This is a genomic window from Radiobacillus deserti, assembly GCF_007301515.1.
Lineage (GTDB): Bacteria > Bacillota > Bacilli > Bacillales > Amphibacillaceae > Radiobacillus > Radiobacillus deserti.
The window spans coordinates 2233192-2254319 of the sequence record NZ_CP041666.1 but is presented as its reverse complement, the minus strand read 5'-3'; the positions used below and the strand labels follow the sequence as shown (position 1 = coordinate 2254319).

General features: G+C 38.3%; 21 protein-coding genes, 1 pseudogene and 1 other annotated feature (1 of these 23 running past the window's edge). Of the genes and pseudogenes, 21 read left to right on the top strand and 1 reads right to left on the bottom strand.

From position 1 onward, the window contains the following. Positions 1-129: 129 nt before the first annotated feature. From pfkA to FN924_RS11975, 3 genes are all read left to right on the top strand, one after another. Positions 130-1089, top strand: coding sequence for a 6-phosphofructokinase (pfkA, locus tag FN924_RS11985; protein ID WP_143894789.1), 960 nt, complete (start codon positions 130-132; stop codon positions 1087-1089). A gap of 38 nt (positions 1090-1127) precedes the next feature. Beyond that, positions 1128-2888, top strand: a complete 1761-nt coding sequence (gene pyk, locus FN924_RS11980) for a pyruvate kinase (protein WP_143894787.1) — start codon at positions 1128-1130, stop codon at positions 2886-2888. Positions 2889-2975: 87 nt separating this feature from the next. Next, positions 2976-3368, top strand: coding sequence for an FxsA family protein (locus FN924_RS11975; protein WP_143894785.1), 393 nt, complete (start codon positions 2976-2978; stop codon positions 3366-3368). Here the strand turns inward: FN924_RS11975 and ytvI are convergent. Continuing rightward, on the bottom strand, positions 3365-4480 hold the full coding sequence (ytvI, locus tag FN924_RS11970; protein ID WP_143894784.1) for a sporulation integral membrane protein YtvI: 1116 nt from the start codon (positions 4478-4480) through the stop codon (positions 3365-3367). The two genes, FN924_RS11975 and ytvI, sit on opposite strands and share 4 nt — an antisense overlap. Positions 4481-4569: 89 nt before the next feature. On the opposite strand from ytvI, the gene FN924_RS11965 reads away from it, so the two are divergent. The 18 genes and pseudogenes from FN924_RS11965 to ytxC all read left to right on the top strand — a co-directional run bounded on the left by FN924_RS11965 (position 4570) and on the right by ytxC (position 21045). Beyond that, positions 4570-5037, top strand: a complete 468-nt coding sequence (locus FN924_RS11965) for a DUF441 domain-containing protein (protein ID WP_143894782.1) — start codon at positions 4570-4572, stop codon at positions 5035-5037. Positions 5038-5291: 254 nt separating this feature from the next. Then, complete coding sequence (citZ, locus tag FN924_RS11960) at positions 5292-6407, top strand: citrate synthase (protein WP_143894780.1); 1116 nt, start codon at positions 5292-5294, stop codon at positions 6405-6407. 144 nt (positions 6408-6551) lie between these two features. Continuing rightward, positions 6552-7844 (top strand): NADP-dependent isocitrate dehydrogenase, encoded by a 1293-nt coding sequence (icd, locus tag FN924_RS11955; protein WP_267129020.1) that lies wholly within the window; start codon positions 6552-6554, stop codon positions 7842-7844. A 20-nt stretch (positions 7845-7864) separates the two neighbouring features. After that, positions 7865-8803 (top strand): malate dehydrogenase, encoded by a 939-nt coding sequence (gene mdh / locus FN924_RS11950; protein ID WP_143894776.1) that lies wholly within the window; start codon positions 7865-7867, stop codon positions 8801-8803. A 111-nt stretch (positions 8804-8914) separates the two neighbouring features. Then, a complete protein-coding gene (locus FN924_RS11945; RefSeq protein WP_194709723.1) occupies positions 8915-9388 on the top strand; it encodes an FAS1-like dehydratase domain-containing protein in 474 nt (157 codons plus the stop codon). Positions 9389-9541: 153 nt separating this feature from the next. Beyond that, positions 9542-10237 carry a response regulator transcription factor gene (locus tag FN924_RS11940; RefSeq protein WP_143894772.1) on the top strand — a complete coding sequence of 232 codons (696 nt, stop codon included), beginning with the start codon at positions 9542-9544 and terminating at the stop codon, positions 10235-10237. Beyond that, positions 10238-11608 (top strand): two-component system histidine kinase PnpS, encoded by a 1371-nt coding sequence (gene pnpS / locus FN924_RS11935; RefSeq protein WP_143894770.1) that lies wholly within the window; start codon positions 10238-10240, stop codon positions 11606-11608. A 189-nt stretch (positions 11609-11797) separates the two neighbouring features. After that, positions 11798-14440, top strand: coding sequence for a DNA polymerase I (polA, locus tag FN924_RS11930; protein WP_143894768.1), 2643 nt, complete (start codon positions 11798-11800; stop codon positions 14438-14440). 15 nt (positions 14441-14455) lie between these two features. Beyond that, positions 14456-15282 (top strand): annotated as a pseudogene (mutM, locus tag FN924_RS11925) (DNA-formamidopyrimidine glycosylase). A 30-nt stretch (positions 15283-15312) separates the two neighbouring features. After that, the gene (gene coaE / locus FN924_RS11920) at positions 15313-15912 is read left to right on the top strand and encodes a dephospho-CoA kinase (protein WP_143894767.1); all 600 of its coding nucleotides are present in this window, start codon (positions 15313-15315) and stop codon (positions 15910-15912) included. Between the two features lie 327 nt (positions 15913-16239). Further along, complete coding sequence (speD, locus tag FN924_RS11915; protein ID WP_143894765.1) at positions 16240-16617, top strand: adenosylmethionine decarboxylase; 378 nt, start codon at positions 16240-16242, stop codon at positions 16615-16617. A 142-nt stretch (positions 16618-16759) separates the two neighbouring features. Next, positions 16760-17143: a cytosolic protein gene (locus FN924_RS11910; RefSeq protein WP_143894763.1), complete on the top strand. Its 384-nt coding sequence runs from the start codon at positions 16760-16762 to the stop codon at positions 17141-17143. 43 nt (positions 17144-17186) lie between these two features. Continuing rightward, positions 17187-17651, top strand: a complete 465-nt coding sequence (gene nrdR, locus FN924_RS11905) for a transcriptional regulator NrdR (RefSeq protein ID WP_143894761.1) — start codon at positions 17187-17189, stop codon at positions 17649-17651. Between the two features lie 56 nt (positions 17652-17707). Further along, positions 17708-18379, top strand: a complete 672-nt coding sequence (locus FN924_RS11900; RefSeq protein ID WP_143894759.1) for a replication initiation and membrane attachment family protein — start codon at positions 17708-17710, stop codon at positions 18377-18379. Positions 18380-18383: 4 nt separating this feature from the next. Next, on the top strand, positions 18384-18668 hold the full coding sequence (locus FN924_RS19375; RefSeq protein WP_228409679.1) for a hypothetical protein: 285 nt from the start codon (positions 18384-18386) through the stop codon (positions 18666-18668). Next, positions 18613-19092, top strand: coding sequence for a DnaD domain protein (locus tag FN924_RS19735; RefSeq protein WP_323368605.1), 480 nt, complete (start codon positions 18613-18615; stop codon positions 19090-19092). The genes FN924_RS19375 and FN924_RS19735 overlap by 56 nt, the downstream gene beginning before the upstream one ends. A gap of 34 nt (positions 19093-19126) precedes the next feature. Beyond that, positions 19127-20062 carry a primosomal protein DnaI gene (gene dnaI / locus FN924_RS11890; RefSeq protein WP_143894755.1) on the top strand — a complete coding sequence of 312 codons (936 nt, stop codon included), beginning with the start codon at positions 19127-19129 and terminating at the stop codon, positions 20060-20062. A 128-nt stretch (positions 20063-20190) separates the two neighbouring features. Continuing rightward, positions 20191-21045 (top strand): sporulation protein YtxC, encoded by an 855-nt coding sequence (gene ytxC, locus FN924_RS11885; protein ID WP_158633994.1) that lies wholly within the window; start codon positions 20191-20193, stop codon positions 21043-21045. 54 nt (positions 21046-21099) lie between these two features. Continuing rightward, positions 21100-21128: a binding site (T-box leader), on the top strand (it continues 198 nt past the right edge of the window).

Below are 21128 nucleotides of genomic sequence, written 5' to 3'. Positions count from 1 at the left end.
CCTATAATTAGTGAGAATAGAACTAGATTGAGGTATAATTCTATTTGAAAATTCTTCAGTTTAGGATTATTGTGTAATGGGGAGAAAAGTAACAGGTAGAAAATACTTTAAATATAGAGGTGACAAAAAATGAAGAAAATCGGTGTATTAACTAGTGGCGGCGATTCACCAGGTATGAATGCTGCTGTTCGTGCGGTCGTGAGAAAAGCGATTTACCATGACGTAGAAGTGTATGGTATTTACAATGGGTATCAAGGACTTATTGATGGGAATATTAAAAAAATGGAACTAGGCTCGGTTGGGGATATTATTCAACGCGGTGGAACGATCCTGTACTCGGCACGTTGTGAAGAGTTCAAAACCGAAGAAGGGCAAAATAAAGGAATCGAGCAGCTTAATAAGTTTGGTATCGAAGGCTTAATCGTAATAGGTGGCGATGGATCTTTCCGTGGTGCCGAAAAATTAACGAAAAAAGGGTATCCTTGTATTGGTGTTCCAGGAACGATTGATAATGATATTCCAGGAACTGATTTTACAATTGGATTTGACACAGCCTTAAACACCGTGATTGAAGCTATTGATAAAATTAGAGATACAGCAACCTCCCATGAGCGTACATATGTGATTGAAGTAATGGGAAGAAACGCTGGGGATTTAGCGCTTTGGTCTGGTTTAGCAGATGGGGCAGAAAGCATCTTAATCCCAGAGCAAAAGGATGACTTTGATGAAGTGATTGATCGCTTGAAAAAAGGACATGAGCGTGGAAAAAAACATAGTATTATTGTCCTTGCTGAAGGTGTAGGAAGTGGATTTGATTACGGAAAACGAATTAAAGAAGCGACAAACCTTGAGACGAGAGTAACTATTTTAGGTCACATTCAACGTGGTGGCTCGCCTACAGGGAATGATCGTGTGCTAGCGAGTCGTTTAGGTGCTAAAGCAGTCGATTTATTACTAGAGGGGAAAGCAGGCCGTATGGTTGGTATTCAAAACAATAAGCTAGTCGATCATGATATAATTGAAATTTTACAAGAACCTCACACCATTGATGAGGAAATGTATCGTCTATCCAAAGAATTATCTATTTGAGAACTGTAGTGTACAAGAGAATGCTAGGAGGAAGTGTAATGAGAAAGACAAAAATTGTTTGTACGATTGGTCCTGCTTCAGAATCTGTTGAAAAGCTAGTCGACCTAATCGAATCAGGAATGAACGTAGCGCGACTAAACTTTTCCCATGGGGATTTTGAAGAGCATGGTCAGCGGATCGTGAACATTAGGGAAGCGTCAAAACGTACTGGAAAGACGGTTGCAATTTTATTAGATACGAAAGGCCCAGAAATTCGAACAGGCGTATTGAAAGATGGACAAGCTCAGTTGGATAAAGGGGCGACAGTGTATGTATCTATGGAAGATATCGAAGGATCTTCAGAACGAATCTCTGTAACTTACCCACACCTTATTCATGATGTGCATGTTGGGTCTAAATTACTATTAGATGACGGTCTTATTGAGCTAGAAGTTGTAGAAATTGATAAAGAAAAGAAAGAACTCAAAACAATTGCGTTGAATTCAGGATTGTTGAAAAATAAAAAAGGCGTCAACGTACCAAATGTTAGTGTGAACTTGCCTGGTATAACAGAAAAGGATGCTGCTGACATTAAGTTTGGAATTGAGCAGGGCGTTGACTTTATCGCTGCCTCCTTTGTAAGACGTGCATCTGATGTGTTAGAAATTCGTGAATTATTAGAAGAAAATAATGCAACACACATCAATATCATACCTAAGATTGAAAACCGTGAAGGTGTCGATAATCTGGATCAAATTCTTCAAGTAAGTGATGGATTAATGGTAGCACGCGGAGACTTAGGGGTAGAAATTCCTCCTGAAGATGTACCACTTGTCCAAAAGGATATGATTCGTAAGTGTAATACAGCAGGAAAACCAGTTATTACAGCAACGCAAATGCTTGATTCGATGCAACGAAATCCACGTCCTACACGTGCGGAAGCATCGGATGTTGCAAATGCGATTTTTGATGGAACGGACGCAATTATGCTGTCAGGAGAAACGGCTGCTGGAGATTATCCTGTTGAAGCGGTACGTACTATGAGCAACATTGCTACTAAAGCGGAAACAGCTCTAGATCACAAAGTGATTCTAGATTTAAGATCTAAACATAGTGATATGACGATTACGGATGCAATAAGTCAATCCGTTACCCATTCTGCAATGAACTTAGATGTCGATGCCATTATCACACCAACTCAAAGTGGATATACAGCTCGGATGATTTCAAAATATCGTCCTAAAGCTCCGATTATTGCGGTAACCTTTGATGAGCGTTCGAAAAGAAGGCTATCACTTGTTTGGGGTGTGACGGCGATCATGGGAGAACAAGCAGAGTCTACAGATCATATGCTAGACATTGCTGTAGATCGCGGACTTTCGACTGGTTTGTTTAACCGAGGAAGTCGAGTTATCATCACTGCAGGTGTACCAGTGGGAGAAGCTGGTACAACGAACTTGTTAAAAGTACATGTTGTTGGTGATGTACTTGCAAAAGGGCAAGGCGTTGGAAAAGGAAATGCTTATGGACGTGCTGTTGTTGTGAAAAATGCCGAAGAAGCTCTTTCTAAAGTGACAGAAGACGATATTATTGTCACTTACGGAACAGATAAAGAAATGATGCCAGCGATTGAAAAAGCTAGCGGAATTATTACGGAAGAAGGTGGTTTAACTTCCCATGCAGCTATTGTGGGATTGAGCCTTGGAATTCCAGTGATTGTTGGTGTTGATAAAGCAGTAGATCATATAAAAGATAATAGTGATATCACGATTGATGCGAGCAAAGGTGATATCTACGGAGGACACGCCTCTGTACTATAAAACGAAAAAGAAGGGGATCCCCTTCTTTTTCCATATTCATTAGAGTGTAACACTGAACAAGAATTAAAGGGATAGGGAGGAGAAATCATGTTTAAATGGATTTTGCTATTAATCCTTATTGTACCAGCCTTAGAGATCGGTATTTTTGTTTGGGCGGGAGGTATTGTTGGACCGTGGTGGGTTGTCTTTTTCATCATACTAACTGGTGTAGTAGGGGCGTGGTTAGCCAAGCAGCAAGGAACAGAAGTGTTAAATAACGCTAGAAACTCTATGCAGTACGGTCAAGTTCCCCATGAAGAAATTCTTGATGGAATTTGTATCCTTCTTGGAGCGGCTTTCCTCGTAACACCAGGTTTTATTACAGATACAGTTGGGTTTCTACTACTAATTCCTTTTACTAGACATCCTATGCAACAAGGGATGAAACGAATCCTCACTAGAATGTTGCAAAATGGGACCATTACGATTTTTCGACGTTAGGTATTTTCTCCTTTAATGAAGAAATAAATGCTATGAATGATTCCGGATTGATAGAGGGTATTTCCTATGACAGCTAGAGTAGGTCCGATAATTAGTCCTGAAAATCCCCATATTTGGAAGCCAACAAATAGAGCTACCAATGTTACAAGTGGGTTAACCCCGATACTGTTAGAGAGTATTTTCGGTTCCATTAATTGTCGTTGGACAATAATGGTTAAAAACAGTAAAGATAACCCAATGGTTAAATACATATTACCAGAGAAAAACATGTAAATAATCCATGGAATAAATATAATTCCAGTTCCTACATATGGAAGCAAATCGACAACCCCGGTTAAAAACGCAATGGTAATGGCGAACTCAACACGTAAAATTAGCAATCCTATAAGTACAATGCTTGCAGTGATGGAGATTAATGTTAATTGTGCCTTTACATATCCCGTAAATGCTTTTTTAAGTCCATCTGTCACTTTGACTCCAGAGTCTCTAATATTTACTGGGGTTTTGCTTTTCAGTACCTTTTGATAGGTTGGCCAATCTTTACTTATAAAAAAGGTTCCCATTAAGGAAAATATCAATACTGTTATGTAATTGGGTAGTTTTCCTAAGAAAACAGGAATGTTCTCTAACAAGTTTTGTAAAGCTGCTGCCCCATTAGAAGCGAAATTTTCACCAGCATGCTTTACTTGTTCAACAATTGCTTGTTGTTGCCCTGGCTCTAAATTTTGATAAATAGACGCAACCTTTTCATAAATAGGCATAATGTTCTCCATGAACCATTTTTCGAAGAATTCCACCATAACCTTGAAGTGATCAGGAAGATTGGCTGCTAAATAGGCTGTCCCATTTACAAGTTCAACTACAAGAACGGATAGGATGGTTGTGATTAATGCGAGTATGCCTGCAATGGATAAAAAGACAGCAAGTCCTCTTGGGAGCCTAAAGTATGTTACAAACTTATTCACAATAGGATTTATCAAATATGCTAGTAAAATTGCAATTATAAAAGGATACGTATATTGAGCGAGATAAATGAACACATAATAGGATGATACGACAACTCCGCATACAAATAATAAGCGTTGTAATTGTGGTTTTGTAATCATAGTCATTCCGAAACACCTCTTAGTCATTTGTATTCCGAATTATGTGATTGCATTACTAGAATTGGACAGGTTTTAGAATTTGGAGGTACTTATAGGTGATTAGTCCATCTACTATTTTCTTATTACTATTATTTTTATTAGGATACATTGGTAAAAATCAATCCATTATGATTGCCGTTTATGTATTATTAGGCATTAAGCTTTTTCGATTAGATGATCGGGTGTTTCCATATCTATCAGAGAAAGGCATAAGCTTAGGTGTTACGATCATTACGATTGCAGTGCTAGTTCCGATTGCAAGTGGTCAAATTGGCTTTAAGGACTTATTAGAGAGTGTTAAATCCTACTACGGCTGGATAGCATTAGGCGCAGGAATATTCGTAGCATTAATTGCTAAGAACGGGTTAGATTTGTTAGCAAATGATCCACATCTGACAACAGCACTTGTGTTAGGTACCATCATTGCTGTTGTTTTCTTCCAAGGTGTAGCGGTGGGGCCACTAATCGGGGCTGGTATTGCCTATGTTGTGATGAAATTTGTGGATATTTTTGTTGGTTCTTAGAAACTAGCTATATTTTAAATTAAATTTTTAAAAACTAGTACTTTTTAGGAAAAATTAATCGGTTTCATTTCACAGGAGCCCAATTATTGTTTATAATTGAGTTTGGGGATGACTGGATAGTTCTATATAGGAAAGCTATGAAAAAATGGCTAAAACAAGAACGAGAGTATATCCGTTATTATGAAATGATGGAATTGTATCCGTTTTATAATGGACACAACATGTAAAGAACGAGAGAAAAGGAGAGGGATTGAATGTCAACAACCAAAGGGTTAGAAGGAATTGTAGCGGCAGAGTCATCGGTAAGCTCTATTATCAATGACCAATTGACATATGTTGGCTATAAGATTGATGATCTTGCTGAGCAAGCGAGCTTTGAAGAAGTTGTATTCCTGCTTTGGAATAAACGATTACCAAAGAAGGATGAACTTGCTCAATTTGAAGAAGAGCTTGCGTCTAACATGGATATTCCCCAACAAATCATCGATCATTTTAAATCATATGATCTTTCAACAGTTCACCCAATGGCGGCGCTTCGTACAGCGGTCTCCATGCTAGGATTATTTGATGCAGAATCAGATGACATGGATATGGAAGCAAATAAACGTAAAGCGGTTCGCTTACAAGCCAAAATGGCGACGATTGTGACAGCATTTGCACGTATTCGTCAAGGGAAAGAACCAGTATCTGCAAAAAAAGGATTAAGCTATGCAGCAAACTTCCTCTATATGTTAAATGGAGAAGAACCAGAAGACATCGAAGTGGAAGCTATTAATAAAGCGCTTGTTTTACATGCGGATCATGAATTAAATGCTTCTACCTTTACATCTCGTGTATGTGTTGCGACGTTATCTGATGTTTATTCGGGTGTAACAGCAGCTATCGGAGCGTTAAAGGGCCCACTTCACGGTGGAGCTAATGAACGCGTTATGACAATGCTTTTGGAAATTGGGGAAGTAGATAATGCACTTCCTTATATCAAAGAAAAATTGGCAAACAAAGAAAAAATTATGGGAATGGGACACCGTGTATATCGGACAGGAGACCCTCGTGCGAAGCACTTAAAGAAAATGTCCAAAGAATTAACGGAATTAAAGGGACAATCCAAATGGTTTGAAATGTCTGTTAAAATTGAAGATTATATCAAAGAAACAAAAGGTCTTCCAGCCAATGTGGATTTCTATTCTGCATCTGTCTATCATAGTCTTGGAATTGACCATGATTTATTTACACCGATTTTTGCAGTAAGTCGTGTATCTGGTTGGATTGCTCATATTCTAGAACAATATGAAAACAATCGATTGATCCGTCCTCGGGCTGATTATGTTGGTCCAACGGAACAAATGTATGTTTCTATTGAAAATAGATAATGTATTCCTATTCATTCCTTCAGCGTCTGTTGAAAGAATGGAAGAAGGCCTTCCATAAACGGGGCCTATATTCTTGTGCAAATGTTAGGTAAATCTTTCTTTTCATAGGGAAGAAAGCTAATTTAAATAATAATTTACAGAAAAATAAATAGGAGGGTATCATTTATGACACAAGGTGAAAAAATTACAGTAACGAATGGGGTATTGAATGTTCCAAACAAACCAGTCATTCCTTTCATTGAAGGAGATGGAACAGGACCTGATATTTGGGCAGCAGCTAGTCGTGTACTAGAAGCGGCTGTTAACAAAGCGTACAATGGAGAAAAATCAATCGAATGGAAAGAAGTTCTAGCAGGACAAAAAGCTTTTGATCAAACAGGGGAATGGCTACCTGCTGAAACATTAGATGTAATTCGCGACTATAAAATTGCGATAAAAGGACCTTTAACGACACCAATCGGTGGAGGAATTCGTTCCCTTAACGTAGCATTGCGTCAAGAGCTAGATTTATTTACTTGTCTACGTCCAGTACGTTATTTTGAAGGTGTACCATCACCTGTTAAACGTCCTGAAGATACAGACATGGTTATTTTCCGTGAAAATACGGAAGATATTTATGCAGGCATTGAATGGCAAAAAGGTAGCGATGAAGTAAAGAAAGTAATTGAATTCTTGAAAAACGAAATGGGTGTACATAAAATCCGTTTCCCTGAAACTTCTGGTATTGGAATTAAGCCAGTATCTGAAGAGGGTACGAAGCGTCTTGTTCGTGCGGCTATTGATTATGCTATCAATGAAGGTCGCAAAAGTGTAACACTAGTTCATAAAGGAAACATCATGAAATTTACTGAGGGTGCTTTCAAAAACTGGGGTTATGAATTAGCTGAACAAGAATACGGAGATAAAGTATTCACTTGGGCAGAATATGACAAGATTGTTGAAAAAGATGGAAGAGCAGCTGCTGATAAAGCGCAAGAAGAAGCAGAAAAAGCTGGCAAAATTATCGTAAAAGACGCAATTGCTGATATCTTCCTTCAACAAATTTTAACTCGTCCAAAAGAATTTGATGTAGTAGCAACGATGAACCTTAACGGAGACTACATCTCTGATGCACTTGCTGCGCAAGTAGGTGGTATTGGAATTGCTCCTGGAGCAAATATTAACTACGAAACTGGACACGCTATTTTTGAAGCTACGCACGGAACTGCTCCAAAATACGCTGGTCTAGATAAAGTAAATCCATCTTCTGTTATCCTATCTGGTGTACTAATGCTTGAACATCTGGAGTGGAGAGAAGCTGCAGACCTTATCATTAAAGCGATGGATAAAACAATTGCTTCCAAAGTTGTAACATATGACTTTGCTCGTATGATGGACGGAGCTACTGAAGTAAAAACATCTGAATTCGCTGATGCATTAATCTCAAACATGGACTAATGATGAAGGAAGGGATCTTTATGACCATTAAAAGAAGAAAAGTTTCTGTCATTGGTGGAGGCTTTACTGGCGCAACAACAGCTCTTATGGTGGCTCAAAAGGAATTAGCAGACGTAGTGTTAGTTGATATCCCAAATATGGAAGATCCGACAAAAGGTAAAGCATTAGATATGCTTGAAGCAAGTCCTGTTCAAGGATTTGATGCTAAAATCATTGGTACAGCTGATTATGCAGATACTGCAGACTCAGACATCGTTATAATTACCGCAGGAATCGCTCGAAAGCCAGGGATGAGTCGTGACGATTTAGTTGCTACAAACGCTAAAATTATGAAAAGTGTTACACAAGAAATCGTGAAGTATTCTCCAAATACGACGATTATCGTTCTGACGAATCCAGTGGATGCCATGACATACACGGTATTTAAGGAATCTGGATTCCCTAAGAACCGTGTGATTGGTCAATCTGGTGTACTTGACACAGCTCGTTTCCGTACTTTCGTAGCAGAAGAACTCAATCTCTCTGTTAAAGATGTCACAGGTTTTGTTCTTGGCGGTCACGGGGACGATATGGTGCCATTAATTCGTTATTCGTATGCAGGCGGTATTCCTTTAGAAAAGTTGATTTCAAAAGAACGCCTGGATGCTATTGTAGAGCGGACAAGAAAGGGTGGCGGAGAAATCGTCAACCTTTTAGGCAATGGTAGTGCTTATTATGCACCTGCCGCTTCGCTTGCCGTTATGACAGAAGCAATTCTAAAGGATCAACGAAGAGTACTTCCAAGCATCGCTTATCTAGAAGGCGAGTATGGTTATCAGGATATTTATCTTGGTGTGCCTACTATTATCGGTGGCAATGGCCTTGAGGAAGTTATTGAGTTAGATTTGTTAGAAGATGAAAGAGCAGCACTTGATAAATCTGCGGAATCTGTTAAGAGTGTCTTAAAAGTATTACAGTAATATAATGAGTTACGGTTAACATTCTTTAAGGATTTGTTAATTAAGATAGGAAGAAACCCTTGTCATTAGGCAAGGGTTTTCCTATAACAATAAAAAAGGATGGTGTATGAATTGATAGGGAAAAGAAGAAAAATTGGAAAGAATTTGCATGAGCTAGCCATTGGTGATTCCTATCAGGAAACTAGAAAAGTGGAAGACCGTGATATCCTACTTTATTTAGGTTTAACAGATGATGCAAACCCTCTCTATATTCAACACGATTATGCCTCACAGACACCCTACAAACGACCACTTGTTCCGCCTACTATGTTGATAGGTATTGCTTCATCCATGATTTCTATGCACCTGCCAGGACCAGGCTGTCACATTTTAGAGCAGCATTTAAAGTACCCAAATCCCCTGTATCACTATTCAGAGATTGACATAGAGTTAGAAATTATACAAATTAATGAAGAAGATTCTACGATTATGATCCAAGTAAAAGGGAAAAATGGAGATGGAACCGTATTAGATGGAACTTTTCTCGTTAGTCCAGCATCAAAATTAGAATCTTTAACAGCTCAATCGTTACGTAATTTTAATTAATAGAAGGCTACTAATTCACCTAATTAAGACAGAATATTCAGAAACATTAACAAAACTTAACAATATTTACGCTATGTTTGTGTATAAGGAGTATTCACATGCGAATACCTTCATTGTATGATGAACGTAGAGACTTTACAGTGGGGTGTTTGAATGAGTCAAAAAGTTTTAATTGTTGATGATGAAGAATCTATCGTAACGTTATTAAAATATAATGTAGAACTTGCTGGATTTCAAACCGAAGTGGCATATACAGGAAGAGAGGGGCTAGACAAAGCACTTCATGAATCGTTTGATCTTATTATTCTAGATCTCATGCTTCCTGAGTTGGATGGGACAGAAGTATGCAAGCAGTTAAGACAAAATAAAGTGGACACTCCTATACTTATGTTGACGGCAAAAGATGATGAGTTCGATAAAGTACTAGGACTTGAACTTGGTGCCGATGACTATTTAACGAAACCGTTTAGTACGAAAGAGGTTGTTGCTCGAATAAAAGCAATCCTAAGAAGGACGAATAATCGCCATTCAGATGGTGTCCAATCGGTAATTAAAATAGGACAGCTCACTATTCATCCTGAACAATACGAAGCTGTAATCCGGGATGAGACGCTAATGTTTACGCGAAAAGAGTTTGAACTTCTTCTTTATCTAGCAAAGCATAAAGGGAAAGTGCTATCTCGTGATCAATTGTTGAGCGCCGTTTGGAATTACGATTTTGTAGGGGATACAAGAATTGTTGATGTCCATATTAGTCACTTACGAGAAAAAATCGAACCAGACACCAGACATCCTGTGTATATCAAGACCATTCGAGGTCTTGGATATAAGATGGAGGAACCTGCTTAAATGTTTGAGAAAAACCTTCGCCCTTTTTTTCTTTATATCATCATTGTTGTGGTCGTAATGGTTGGAATCTCTTCCATCATTCTACCAATTGTAGAAGGGTATCAGCGTATTATAGTTATGATTACGATTGCAGGCTCCGCTGTCATCTTTTTCTTTTTGATGTATCATATTTTCGATAAGTATATAAAGCCTGTTCGTTCTGCAGCTCAAGTATCCGAGCAACTTGCAAATGGAAATTATCGAGCAAGAACATATGAATCTTTTTTTGGAGATGCCGGAAAATTAACTGCTTCAATAAATGTTTTGGCGAGAAACCTACAAGAAATGTCTTTGCAAGAAAAGATGCAAGAAAATCAACTGAGAACAGTGATTGATAATATGGAAAGTGGCCTACTCCTGATTGATGATAAAGGCTATGTTCATTTAGTTAACCGTAAATTCTTAAGTATATTTGGTGGCAAGAAACAAGACTATTTTGGTTATCTTTATTATGAAGTAGTGAAACAGGAAGTGGTTCATCGAGTCGTTCAAGAAGCCTTTTTATATGAAGAAATGATCAAAAATTCCTTCACAACGTCCATAGAAATACAACAAAAATATATCGAAATTGTGGGAGCACCAGTAGTTAATGATGCGAATGAATTAAGAGGCGCTGTTCTAGTTTTTCACGATATCACCGAACTGAAAAAGCTAGAACAAATGAGGAAAGACTTTGTAGCCAACGTATCTCATGAATTAAAAACACCGATTACTTCCATTCGAGGATTTGCTGAGACGTTGTTAGACGGAGCAATGGATAATGATGAGCTACGGATGCAGTTTTTATCTATAATCCTTAAGGAGAGTGAGCGGCTCCAAACATTGATCCACGATTTACTGGAGTTATCTAAGCTCGATAAAGCAGATATAAAGGTACAAAGAGAACAAATAGAAATTAAACAATTGGTGGAAGAGATTATACCGCTAGCAGAACAGCAAGCAAAAGACAAGCGAATTGAACTATCTTTTGATTTTGATCAAGATACTAGTATTCGAGGAGATTCGGATCGTTTAAAGCAAGTATTTATTAATCTTATAAATAATGCATTAAACTATACATCCTCCGGTGGCAGTGTAAAGGTTAAGGTTGCTAATCGAGGTGAGTGGTTAGATATCTCGGTTTCTGATACGGGAATGGGAATCCCTAAAGAAGCAGTCCCACGTATTTTTGAACGATTCTATCGTGTGGATAAAGCACGAAGTCGAAACACTGGTGGTACAGGCTTAGGATTAGCAATTGTTAAGCATATAGTAGAACTGCATGATGGAAAAATCCATGTGGATAGTGAAGTCGGGAAAGGAACAACATTTAAACTTTCCTTCCCGAAATAGTTTAAAAAGGAATCGAACACCATCGATTCCTTTTTTTGTTACTTGTCATCGCCAAATAGAAAAGGATCCTAGAAAAAAGCAACGAACGCCAGCCTTCACATTCGTATTGCATCGCTAAGTTTTCTAAACACTATAAAAAAATGGTAAAATAAAACTAATGATTATAACGAATACGAGGGAGTGCTGAACATGTCCACAAACAAGCTAGTTTTAATAGACGGAAATAGTATCGCCTACCGTGCCTTTTTTGCTTTGCCTTTATTGAACAATGATAAAGGGGTATATACCAATGCGGTTTATGGGTTTACGACGATGCTGCTACGAATTTTAGAAAACGAAAATCCAACCCATGTACTTGTAGCTTTTGATGCTGGAAAAACAACCTTTAGACATAAAACCTATAGTGAATATAAAGGCGGGAGACAAAAAACACCACCTGAGTTATCGGAGCAGTTTCCGCTCTTACGGGAGCTATTAGATGCATTTCATATTCCGTATTATCAATTAGAGAATTACGAAGCGGATGATATTATCGGAACGCTAGCGAAGCAAGGAGAAAAGGATAAATGGGATATCCGTGTTTTTTCTGGAGATAAGGACTTGTTACAACTAGTTTCTGATCAAGTCGAAGTACATGTAACGAGAAAAGGAATTAGTGAAGTAGATACATACACGCCATCCTTCTTATTAGAAAAAATGGAAATCACCCCTGAACAAGTCATTCATATGAAAGCTTTGATGGGAGACAATTCAGATAACATTCCGGGAGTACCAGGCGTTGGTCAAAAAACGGCTGTTAAGCTTCTGAAGGATTTTAAAACCGTTGAAGGTGTATATGATCACTTAGATGAAGTCAGTGGCAAAAAGCTAAAAGAAAAGCTAGAGATACATAAAGAGGATGCATTTATGAGTAAAGAGCTGGCAACCATCAATACTAGTACTCCTGTGAAGATTGATTTAAAGGATACTGCATATTCCGGCTATAAGGAGAAAGACGTCATCAACATCTTTAAGGAGCTTGGGTTTAATTCTTTGATGAACCGGATTGATGGAGAAGTAGCTCCAGAGGAAGAAAAGCAAAGTGAATTACCAGAATTAACATACAAAATTGTTCGTTCCTTAGAGGATGTGTCCTTTGCTGCTGAAGAGGCGATTATTGCAGAAATAATAGAAGAGAATTATCATTCAGCACCTATTCAAGGATTTGGACTCGTAAATGAAGATCGAAATATTTTCATTCCAACAGATGTTGCGTTAGCATCGGATACATTTAAGCAATGGGCGGAGGATGGATCATTCAAAAAAATCGTGCATGATTCCAAACAAACAAAAGTTAGTTTGTTGAATCACGGGATTGATATGGAAGGAATAGAGTTCGATTTAATGCTAGCTTCCTACCTATTAAACCCGTCAGAAACACAATTTGATATTCCATCCATAGGGCAACGGCTCGGAATGGGGATTGTGTCTATGGATGAAGAGGTGTACGGCAAAGGAGCAAAAAAGCATGTTCCAGAAGAGGACAAGCTAGCTGAGCATATTGTTCGTAAAACACATTTAATTTTTGAATTAAGAAATAAGGCAGAAGAAAAACTAAAAGAAAATGAACAGTGGAGCTTATTTAAGGAATTAGAAATGCCACTGGCCCTCATACTAGGAGAAATGGAGCACCAAGGAGTCCTCGTTAACGAAGACCGCTTAAAACAAATGGGGGAAGAATTAAAAGAGCGACTAGAAGAAATCGAAAAAGAGGTGCATGAATTAGCGGGAGAAACCTTTAATTTGAATTCTCCAAAGCAGCTTGGTCCCATTCTATTTGAAAAATTAGGATTACCAGTCATTAAGAAAACCAAAACAGGTTATTCAACGTCTGCAGATATTTTGGAACAGCTACAGGACAAACATGAAATCATTCCAAAGCTTTTAATGTACCGTCAGCTAGGAAAACTTCAATCTACCTACATTGAAGGGTTATTAAAAGTGATAGATAAGGATACAAAAAAGATTCATACTCGTTTTAATCAAGCTTTAGCACAAACGGGAAGATTAAGCTCTATAGAACCCAACCTGCAAAATATCCCGATTCGACTAGAAGAAGGGAAGAAAATTAGACAAGCTTTTGTACCGTCCAAAGAAGGCTGGATTTTGTTTGCAGCGGATTACTCACAAATTGAGCTTCGTGTTCTAGCACATATTGCAAAAGATGATAAGCTAATGGAAGCATTCCGTGAAGGGATGGATATTCATACTAGAACGGCAATGGATGTCTTCCACGTGGAAGCGGATGAAATTACAGATAATATGAGGCGACAAGCGAAAGCAGTTAACTTTGGAATTGTGTATGGAATCAGTGACTACGGATTATCTCAAAGCCTAGGGATTACTAGAAAAGAAGCGAAGAAATTTATTGACGCTTATTTGGATAGTTTCCCTGGAGTGCGTGATTATATGGAAACAATCGTTCAGGAAGCGAAGCAAACGGGCTATGTGAAGACTTTAATGAATAGAAGAAGGTATTTACCTGATATTACTAGCCGTAATTTTAATTTACGTAGCTTTGCGGAACGTACAGCGATGAATACACCAATTCAAGGATCAGCAGCAGATATCATTAAAATGGCAATGATTAATCTTCACCATCGCTTAGAAGAAGAAGGGTTAGAAGCGAAAATGCTATTACAGGTGCATGATGAATTGATTCTTGAAGCTCCAGAATCAGAATTAGAAACCTTGAAAAAAATCGTCCCTGAAGTAATGGAGAAAGCGGTTGAATTAGATGTACCATTACAAGTAGATTACGCATTTGGTAAGACTTGGTACGACGCGAAGTAATAGGAGAGAAGAGACATGCCAGAGTTACCTGAGGTTGAAACGATTAAGTCTACCTTAAACGAGCTCGTTCTAGGTAGGAAGATAAAAGATGTGGAAGTGTATTGGCCGAACATCATTAAATATCCTGAGGATACCTTTCAGTTTAAACATCTACTCCTTGGTCAAACGATTCATACTGTGAATCGTAAAGGAAAATTTCTTTTGTTTGAGCTAGATGATTATATTCTTGTTTCTCATCTTCGAATGGAAGGCAAGTACGGACTATTTTGATAAATCGGAACCCACTACGAAGCATACCCACGTTATTTTCCAATTCGAAGATGGAAAGCAGCTAAGGTATAACGATGTTCGAAAGTTTGGAACGATGCACTTATTCACGAAGGGACAAGAACTTCAAGAAAAGCCATTAAACCAGTTGGGACCAGACCCATTTGAGGATACATTCACATTCGATTACTTTTATGGAAAGGTCCATAAAAGCGAACGAAATATTAAAGCAATCCTTTTAGATCAGTCCGTAGTTGCTGGACTTGGTAACATATATGTAGACGAAACACTATTTAAAGCTGGAGTACTACCAACTAGGCGTGGTTCGGAATTAACGAAAACAAGAGGTGAAAAATATCCGGAATTTTGCGAAGGAAACACTGGAGCAGGCGGTTGCTCAAGGTGGAACTACGATTCGCTCCTATGTGAATTCCCAAGGTGTAATAGGGATGTTTCAGCAAGAACTTTTCGTTTACGGACAAGAAAACAAAGAATGCAAACAGTGCGGCTCCCCCATTGTGAAAACACGAGTGGCTGGAAGAGGAACACATATTTGTGTGAATTGCCAATCGTAATAGTGGGAATGACAGTAAAGGTGTGAAAGTATGGGAATAACAATTGGGCTTACAGGTGGGATTGCTAGTGGAAAAAGCACAGTGTCCAACATGTTAAGAGAAAAAGGAATTCCGATAGTAGATGCAGATAGGATTGCTCGACAAGTAGTAGAGCCGGGTGAAGAAGCCTATCAAAACGTTGTAGAAGCATTTGGAACAGATATACTGCAACAAGATAAGACACTGGATCGAAAGAAACTTGGAAATATTGTCTTTCAAGATGAAGAAAAACGAAATATATTGAATTCCATCGTACATCCAGCAGTTCGGAAACAAATGCTTGTGGAAAAAGATCAGTATTTAAATCAAGGGTACAAAGCTGTTGTTTTAGATATTCCGTTACTTTTTGAGAGTCATTTGACCGAGCTTGTCGACCACACTATTGTGGTATATGTAGATGAAACCACTCAGCTGGAAAGGCTAAAAGAACGTAACAAGCTCACAGATGAAGAAGCGATGCAACGAATTCAAGCACAGCTTCCTTTACAGAAAAAAGTAGATATGGCAGATGCAGTCATAGACAATAACGGAACGATAGAAACGACGAGGGAGCAAGTGAATCGAATGATCACCAAATGGAACCTCGTATAATATTTCCCGTGATTGGAACAGGTTCCCTTTTCATCATGAGTAATAGTCGGATAAAGCATTAGGACCTAACTCATAATAAAAAGGGAACTTCTAACACCATTATCCCAACATGACTCCATTCCCTCAAAAGTTTGTCTTGCAAAAACGGGGTAGAGCGTTTATACTTTTTTGCAGATTGATATGAGGTGTGCTTTATCAATCAAAGCATCATGGTCAATTAATGTGCCTTGGTGACTACTCAAAGGGTTAGGACCTCATTGGACTAACTTCCCCCTGTGGTAGTCATTTGCATCATTATTGGAATTTAAAACGTAAGGGGGAGTTACCATGGATACAATGGGAAGACACGTAATTGCGGAACTGTGGAACTGTAATACAGAAAAGCTTAATGATATAAACCTGATTGAGCAAGTGTTTGTTAACGCAGCTTTAAAAGCAGGTGCAGAAGTGAGAGAGGTTGCCTTTCACAAGTTTGCTCCATACGGTGTGAGTGGTGTTGTTATCATTTCAGAATCACATTTAACGATTCATAGCTTTCCTGAACATGGATACGCTAGTATTGATGTGTACACGTGCGGAGATATTATTGACCCGAATGTTGCAGCAGAGTTTATATCTGATTCTTTAGAAGCTAAAACATGTGAGAAAGTGGAAGTTCCAAGAGGAATGGGTCCTGTAACGGTTCAACAATTTAATGCACTATAATTTACACACTCTTGCCCATGGCAGGAGTGTTTTTTACTAGCTAAGGTGCTGACACCACAGACGTCTCAAGTTTTCTTTCGTTGATTACTGTTTCTAAATCAAAAACATGTTAAAATAAAGGAAAAGCATGAGGGGGCTGCAAATGAACGTCAAACAAGCCTATTCTAAATTTATTGATACACATACAGAAACAAACGAAAATCACTGGGATTCTAGTTTAAGAACCCATTATTTTAAAACAACAAAGGATAAAGCGTTTGAAGCAGTAGAAGCATTCTTTCAAAAGTCTCCGTCTTTTGAAATCGTTGCGGTGTCCAAAGAGCATGGAGAAGTGAGTGTGAATTACAAAAAAGGGAAAAAGGCGTTTGTAATTGCGACGATTATAATGGTAAAACCGTTCCGAACAGCTATTGATTTTTCCGTAACGACGGAGTCTATTTTGCCTATTGACTTTGGATTCGGACATAAGCTGATTTCTTTTATGTATAAAGAACTACAAAAAGATTTAATGGTAATAAATGAGTAGTACGATTTTACATAAGTTCGACCAGATAGTGGGGTAGAGAAGGATGAAATGTCCAAATTGTGATTATAAAAGTACAAAAGTGTTAGATTCACGCCCAATAGAAGAAGGGAAATCCATTCGCCGCCGAAGAGAATGTGAAGATTGCGCGTTCCGCTTTACGACCTTTGAACGAATAGAAGAAGTTCCTCTGATCGTTGTAAAAAAAGAAGGGACACGGGAGGAATTTAGTAGAGACAAATTGTTACGTGGACTTATTAAAGCGTGTGAAAAAAGACCTGTGGCAATCGAACAAATCGAAAAAATTACAGTAGAAGTAGAGAAAGAACTTCGAAATCGTGGCACCTCAGAAGTTCAAAGTAAAGAGATTGGTGAGATGGTAATGGACAGGCTATCGGATGTGGATGAGGTGGCGTATGTTCGCTTTGCTTCGGTTTATCGCCAATTTAAAGACATAAGTGTCTTTTTAGATGAGCTAAAAGAATTGATTCAAACAGATAAGAAAGAGTAGATTGCTGAGCCGCTTCGGCTCTTTTTCTTATGCGAATTAGTGCGAAAAGGAGAGGAATGAAAAAGATGCATATAGGGCAAATACTACCAATAGAAACATACAGCGTAACGGGACACGGAACACTCTCGACCGAACATTTGCAAGCCTTAACCCATCTATATCAACCACTAGTCGGTTTAGATGCTGTAGGGTTATATCTCACTCTTTCCAATGACCTTTCGATTTCTAATGATGAAGAGCAGGCGACACATCATGCATTGATGACTTATCTGGGTATGCCACTGGATCGAATTTATACGGCAAGATTGAGATTGGAAGCCATTGGACTATTAAGAACATGGAAGAACGAGGACATAGATGAATTAGCTTCTTACCAATATCAGATTCAACTTCCGTTTACTCCGCGAAATTTTTTAACAGACGGTGTATTGTCTCAATTACTAAGATATGAGATTGGGGAAGATAAATACGAGAAGCTAGAAGCAACATTTGAGCGTAGATATCCGGATACATCGATCACGGGAAATGAAGTAACGGTGAATTTTAAGGAAGTATTCGAAACTAGTGGGAAGTTAAGAGCAGATGTAGATGCGCCCTTATCTCAGAAGGAGAAGGTTGGGCCAAACATTACGGCTTCTAGTATGGATTTGAATTGGATTGAACACCTACTAAAGCAAAGAAAGCTACCTGTATCGGAAATTCTTACACCAGCAAATAAGACTAATTGAGCAGATGCTCGTTCTTTATGACTTGCCTACAACGGATATTGAGAATGCCCTTTTTTGGGCGATAACAGATGAAAACCGATTAGACCAAAAAGAATTTAAAAGTGCCTGTCATGATATCTTCCAGGCTAAACAGACTTCGAAGGTCAAGCTAGTTACCAAACAAGATGTTGAAACAATGGGAGACCAAAACCAAAAAACAGAAACCGATGTCGAAGCAGGATCAATTCGTTCGAATGCTAGAAGATATCTCACCGAAGCAATTGTTAGAGGACTTATCCGGTGGGAATGAGGCATCTGCACAAGATTTAAAAATCATTCGAGATGTGATGTCCCAGCAGGGGTTATCTGTTGGGGTGATGAATGTTTTGGTTCATTACGTATTATTAAAGACGGACATGAAACTTTCCAAAGCCTACCTAGAAAAAATTGCCAGTCATTGGGCGCGTAAAAATGTAAAAACAGTCCGACAAGCAATGGCACTCGCTAAATCAGAAAATAACAAATATCAAGAATGGAGTTCTCGTGCTCCGCAACGAAAAACGAGTAAACAAGAAGTATTGCCAGAATGGTTTAAACAACGTAAAGAAACCCCTACAGCTAAAGAAAAGAAACCGGCAGTGCAAGAAGAAACAGAAAAAGAGGATATCGCAGCATTGTTGCAGAATTACTCTAAAAATAAAAAAACAAATCAAATGGCTAATCCTAGAGATTAACTGCCACGATGATTAATGGTATAAGGATGATTGTATGGAACCTATACAAGCCTCACTAAAAAAATGGATGAAAGATAATGAATCCTTTCAAAAAAGATTCCAGGAAATGAAAAGAGAGACCATCTCCGATCCAGAAGTTCAAGCAGTTATGGAAAAAAATCCACAGCTTTCTGGTTCTGTTCTCGACCGGAATTTAATGCGTTTGTTCGAGTATAAGTCCCAATCGAAAAACTGCGAAGACTGTCCATCTCTTGACAAGTGTATCAATATTTTGAAGGGGTACACGCCCCAGGTACAAGTAGAAGGGGAGGATGTTCGTTTAACCTATGATCGTTGCTATCGAAAGGTGCAGGAAGACGAGCAAAAGGAGAAACAAACATTAATTCAAAGCTTGTATATGCCGAAGGATGTATTAGAGGCATCTATCGATAATTTGGATCACTCCGATTTGGAGCGCTCTAATGCGGTTCGAGAAATGGTTCAATATTTACAAGCGATTGGAACGAAACAAGCGGAGAAGGGATTATATTTTAGTGGTCCGTTCGGTGTAGGAAAAACTTATTTCCTTGGTGCGATTGCAAAAGAGCTAGCAGAACGAAGAATTGGGTCAATGTTAATTTACATGCCAGAATTTGTGAGAGAAATGAAATCCTCGTTAAAGGATGACTCTGTGAATCGAAAGATGGAGGAGTTTAAAAAGATTCCTGTATTAATGTTAGATGATATCGGATCTGAGTCGTTATCTGCGTGGTTCCGTGATGAAATTCTTGGATCAATTCTTCAATACCGTATGATGGAACGCTTACCTGTTTTCTTCACTTCTAATTACACGATGGATCAATTAGAAAAGCATTTAGCGACGTCTAATAGAGGCGAAACCGAACAATTAAAAGCCGGACGAATTATGGAACGTATTAAACAAGTGAGTAAAGAGGTACCTATCTTTGGTGAAAATAGACGAAATATATAAACTTGGCTATTCAGCCAAGTTTTTGTATGCTCTACTAGCAAATTCTAATAACTAGTTTTTGTTCGAAGGACATGTTTTATCATCCTCACCCATATAATGTAACAGTTTGATTGGTGAGGGTGATATGTTTGTTTGAGGTTTATTTTGAATTGGAAGAAGAAGCAAGAACATTTATTGAAAAGTACGGGGAATATGACAATCACGCCGAGCTCCAAAGGAAGTCTGATGAAAAGTGGGGGAATAAGGTTGTCATTTTTCACCCCCATGAGTTATATGCTACCGAGTATATAACAAAGGCCATTGCAGATGTTTTTATACAACATAGGGAGTCTAAATGGATGGAGCATACCGTACGGGATACGTATTATTTTCAGAACAAAGAAGAAGTACAACGAATTGTAGAATTGACGATGGCCATTGTAAACGGGACAGATGAAGATTTAAAGCTACCATCAGAGGTGATTCAACTTCACCCAGTCTTACATAAAGTAGTAAAACAAAATGTATTAGATAAAGAAATGATTCATTTTGATTCGATTGTAAAATTTCGTTTTAAAGATTATCATCAAGAACTAATTGAGATGGTCGGATTAGCAATCGATGAGTATAAACGAGAAGAGGAATACCAAGCCTTTATTCAATCTTTACGGGAATATATTTCTAAAAAGAAAGCGAAAATGGAGCATATTCATGTTGTACAAGGTCCTTATTTTACATTTTATCGAGAGAATGGCTCCAAACTTATGCGGGGAGAATTAAGTCAATATATCCGTAAAGAGCCACTGTTTATTGTTGGACTTGATGAAAACGAGTGGAATCTGACTCCACTTTTATCTTTATCTCCTAAGCGGATTACGGTTTATGGAGATGATCCATCTGATCCTAAGACCTTAACGGTATATAATGTGTTTCAGGAGCGAGTAACTGTAAAACCCCTGAAACATTTCCCGTTTCAGACTGCGCAAAAAAATATGCGAACTTGATTTTTTATGTTACTCTCGTTATAATACATTCGAAATGATATTTTCGACTATGTGAAAAATGTAAGGATGAGGACAAGATTATT

Coding starts and splice junctions, on each gene's coding strand:
- pfkA (WP_143894789.1), top strand. CDS start 130: ATGAAGAAAATCGGTGTATTAACTAGTGGCGGCGATTCACCAGGTATG.
- pyk (WP_143894787.1), top strand. CDS start 1,128: ATGAGAAAGACAAAAATTGTTTGTACGATTGGTCCTGCTTCAGAATCT.
- FN924_RS11975 (WP_143894785.1), top strand. CDS start 2,976: ATGTTTAAATGGATTTTGCTATTAATCCTTATTGTACCAGCCTTAGAG.
- ytvI (WP_143894784.1), bottom strand. CDS start 4,480: ATGACTATGATTACAAAACCACAATTACAACGCTTATTATTTGTATGC.
- citZ (WP_143894780.1), top strand. CDS start 5,292: ATGTCAACAACCAAAGGGTTAGAAGGAATTGTAGCGGCAGAGTCATCG.
- mdh (WP_143894776.1), top strand. CDS start 7,865: ATGACCATTAAAAGAAGAAAAGTTTCTGTCATTGGTGGAGGCTTTACT.
- FN924_RS11940 (WP_143894772.1), top strand. CDS start 9,542: ATGAGTCAAAAAGTTTTAATTGTTGATGATGAAGAATCTATCGTAACG.
- pnpS (WP_143894770.1), top strand. CDS start 10,238: ATGTTTGAGAAAAACCTTCGCCCTTTTTTTCTTTATATCATCATTGTT.
- polA (WP_143894768.1), top strand. CDS start 11,798: ATGTCCACAAACAAGCTAGTTTTAATAGACGGAAATAGTATCGCCTAC.
- coaE (WP_143894767.1), top strand. CDS start 15,313: ATGGGAATAACAATTGGGCTTACAGGTGGGATTGCTAGTGGAAAAAGC.
- speD (WP_143894765.1), top strand. CDS start 16,240: ATGGATACAATGGGAAGACACGTAATTGCGGAACTGTGGAACTGTAAT.
- FN924_RS11910 (WP_143894763.1), top strand. CDS start 16,760: ATGAACGTCAAACAAGCCTATTCTAAATTTATTGATACACATACAGAA.
- nrdR (WP_143894761.1), top strand. CDS start 17,187: ATGAAATGTCCAAATTGTGATTATAAAAGTACAAAAGTGTTAGATTCA.
- FN924_RS11900 (WP_143894759.1), top strand. CDS start 17,708: ATGAAAAAGATGCATATAGGGCAAATACTACCAATAGAAACATACAGC.
- FN924_RS19375 (WP_228409679.1), top strand. CDS start 18,384: ATGCTCGTTCTTTATGACTTGCCTACAACGGATATTGAGAATGCCCTT.
- FN924_RS19735 (WP_323368605.1), top strand. CDS start 18,613: ATGCTAGAAGATATCTCACCGAAGCAATTGTTAGAGGACTTATCCGGT.
- dnaI (WP_143894755.1), top strand. CDS start 19,127: ATGGAACCTATACAAGCCTCACTAAAAAAATGGATGAAAGATAATGAA.